This is a genomic window from Acinetobacter sp. (genome assembly GCF_049284435.1).
Lineage (GTDB): Bacteria > Pseudomonadota > Gammaproteobacteria > Pseudomonadales > Moraxellaceae > Acinetobacter.
The window spans coordinates 1-2946 of sequence record NZ_JBAPXX010000132.1 but is presented as its reverse complement, the minus strand read 5'-3'; the positions used below and the strand labels follow the sequence as shown (position 1 = coordinate 2946).

Sequence of the window (2946 nt, the reverse complement as noted above, 5' to 3'; positions counted from 1 at the left end):
CGTCAATTACGTCATTTCGATATTGAAAATACAGTCGATATCAGTGTCAATCCTGCCTTGAATCAAAATATGGTTGAAATTGCCACTCTCGATCATCCCGGTTTGCTTGCCAAAATCGGCGGTTTATTTATGATGCAAGGGCTGGATATCCACTCTGCCAAAATTGCCACACTTGGCGAACGTGCCGAAGATATTTTCTTTGTCACCAAAAAAGATGGCAACCCTATGACACCTGAAGAATCTGCCGAATTTGCAGCTGCACTTAAAACTGCGCTGGATGAAGCTTCTCATCAGGTTTGTAGTCAACACTCACATTAAAACGCGGTTACTTATTCATGAACTCTAGCTTGTCTCTACTGCACCCTTATCCGTTTGAAAAGTTAAATCAGCTTTTTGCGGATATCCAGCCTGCAAATATGCCCTTAATTCCCCTGTCGATTGGTGAACCGAAGCATCCTGCACCGGAGTTTGTGAAACAGGCGATTATCGATAACTTCAAACATTTGTCGACGTATCCAAACAGTAAGGGCTTGCCTGAGCTACGTGAAAGTATTGCCCAATGGCTGACGCGCCGTTTTAAGCTGAATAGCATCAGTGCAGACAGCAATATCCTGCCTGTTTCTGGTACGCGTGAAGCGATTTTCTCGTTTGTACAGGCTTTGGTGAATCGTGAAGATGCACCTTATGTGATGATGCCGAATCCGTTTTACCAGATTTATGAAGGTGCAACACTGCTCGCAGGTGCCAAACCTTATTTCATCAACTGTACTGAGGAAAACAATTACCTTGGTGATTTTGATGCGGTTCCGGCAGAAGTCTGGGAAAAAACGGCATTGCTATTTGTCTGTACCCCGGGCAATCCAACTGGAGCAGTATTATCAAAAGAACAGTTTAAAAAACTGATTGCCTTGTCGGATCAATACAACTTTGTGATTGCTTCGGATGAATGCTATTCGGAACTGTGGTTTGATCAGGCGCCTATAGGCTTACTGGAAGTCTGTGCTGAAATTGGCCGGAATGACTATAAAAACTGTGTAGTGTTCCATTCACTGTCTAAACGCTCTAACCTTCCGGGCATGCGTTCAGGTTTTGTTGCGGGTGATGCCAGCCTGTTAAAACCTTATTTGCAATATCGTACTTACCACGGTGCAGCGATGCCGGTACAACATCAACTGGCGTCGATTGCTGCCTGGGATGATGAAGCGCATGTGGAAGAAAACCGGGTGCAATACCGTGCCAAGTTTGATTTATTTCAACAGGAACTCGGACATTTATTGCCCTTGAAAAAGCCAGATGCCGGCTTCTACTACTGGTTAAAAGTCGACAACGATGAAGCCTTTGCCAAGCGCCTGATGGAAGAAGCACATATTAAAGTTCTTCCGGGCCGCTATTTATCTCGCGATACCGAACAAGGTAATCCGGGTGAAAATCATGTACGTCTGGCACTCGTAGCCGATCTGGCGCAATGTGAAGAGGTTATTCGACGCCTGAAAGCGATTCTTTAAGTTTAAGTTGTAATTAAAAAACCCACTGATCTGAAGTGGGTTTTTTAATTGAAATCAGATGAGCTCTATTTTTATCTCATACTGAGAAGATGACGCTAATGATTACAATACTTTGGCAATTTCATCTTCAAGATCTTCAGGCTTGGTGGTCGGAGCAAAACGGTTCAATACCTTGCCATCACGTCCGATCAGGAACTTGGTAAAATTCCATTTGATCCCATTGCCTAAAATACCTTTGGAATTGTTAGTCAAATAGCGAAAAATAGCATGTGCCTCAGGGCCTTTGACATCCACCTTGGAAAACATCGGGAAAGATACACCGTAATTTTTCTGACAAAATTCACCAATCTGTTCATTAGAACCTGGATCTTGACCACCAAACTGGTTGCATGGAAAGCCTAAAATTTCCAGACCTTGATCTTTATATTTTTCGTAAAGTTTTTCTAATCCTGAAAACTGTGGGGTAAAACCACACTTACTCGCTGTATTGACGATCAAAAGTACCTTGCCTTCATAATCTGCAAGAGGCTTGCTTTTGCCATCTAACAATTCAGCTTCGAACTGATAAATGTTAGTCATGGATAGGTTTCCTCATCATTTTTTTCTTGTGTTTCTAAGTCCAAAGAAGCCGAGTTGACACAATAACGCAAACCCGTCGGTTCTGGACCATCCGGGAAAACATGCCCTAAATGTGCGTCACAATGATGACAAACAATCTCAGTTCTGACCATTCCGTGTGAAGTATCAGGTAATTCTTCTACTACCGAACTGCTGACGGGACGGTAGAAACTTGGCCAGCCACAGCCGCTGTCATACTTGGTCTCAGACGAGAACAATGGCGTGCCGCAGCAACGGCATACATAGGTGCCATCTTGCTTGGTATTCCAGTATTTTCCAGTAAATGCCGGCTCGGTTCCTTTCTCGCGTGTAATGCGAAACTCCTCAGGTGATAACTCTCTTTGCCATTCCCGGTCTGATTTATTGAGTTTTCCCATGATCACATACCTTTTTATCTTGCTATTTAAAATAGGATAATCCTATATTTACGTGATTCATTTTAAAAATTCTAGTCTTTATTCAACATTTTACAAAAGACATATAATGCCTAAAAAAGCAAAAAGAAAGCAAATATAAAAATAAAAGTAAGCAATTTTTACATTAAATGTTTTTTAGTGAGCAAATTTAATGGTATTCTTAGCTCTGAATTTGCTCAGGATTAAAAAATGTCGCAAAAAAAGAGCGTAATTTTTAAAAATCTGCTGCCTGTGATCAAACAATATCAGCAGCTTGGATTTACGCATGAAAAAATTGTTGCACTACTTCGAGATGAACATGATCTCGATCTAGTCACAACTGAGACATTTAAAAGTTATTTATATCGTTATGCAAAAGTGACCTCCACTCCTTCCGAGAACATCAAAATGCCGAACACTTTCCAATC

The 2946-nt window shown here is 41.6% G+C and carries 4 protein-coding genes and 1 pseudogene; 3 read left to right on the top strand and 2 right to left on the bottom strand.

Annotated features, from left to right (window positions below):
- On the top strand, positions 1-318 hold a 318-nt coding region (locus WAK81_RS11415), incomplete at its 5' end, for an ACT domain-containing protein (protein ID WP_422196907.1).
- A gap of 17 nt (positions 319-335) precedes the next feature.
- On the top strand, positions 336-1505 hold the full coding sequence (gene dapC / locus WAK81_RS11410) for a succinyldiaminopimelate transaminase (RefSeq protein WP_422196906.1): 1170 nt from the start codon (positions 336-338) through the stop codon (positions 1503-1505).
- Positions 1506-1607: 102 nt separating this feature from the next.
- On the opposite strand, the gene WAK81_RS11405 is transcribed toward dapC, so the two are convergent.
- Together WAK81_RS11405 and msrB are read right to left on the bottom strand one after the other, a co-directional pair.
- A complete protein-coding gene (locus WAK81_RS11405; protein ID WP_004278946.1) occupies positions 1608-2084 on the bottom strand; it encodes a glutathione peroxidase in 477 nt (158 codons plus the stop codon).
- Positions 2081-2500, bottom strand: a complete 420-nt coding sequence (gene msrB, locus WAK81_RS11400) for a peptide-methionine (R)-S-oxide reductase MsrB (RefSeq protein WP_004645533.1) — start codon at positions 2498-2500, stop codon at positions 2081-2083. The genes WAK81_RS11405 and msrB overlap by 4 nt, the downstream gene beginning before the upstream one ends.
- A 228-nt stretch (positions 2501-2728) precedes the next feature.
- Here msrB and WAK81_RS11395 point away from each other — a divergent pair.
- A pseudogene (locus WAK81_RS11395) lies at positions 2729-2946 on the top strand (aminotransferase); the annotation flags it as partial.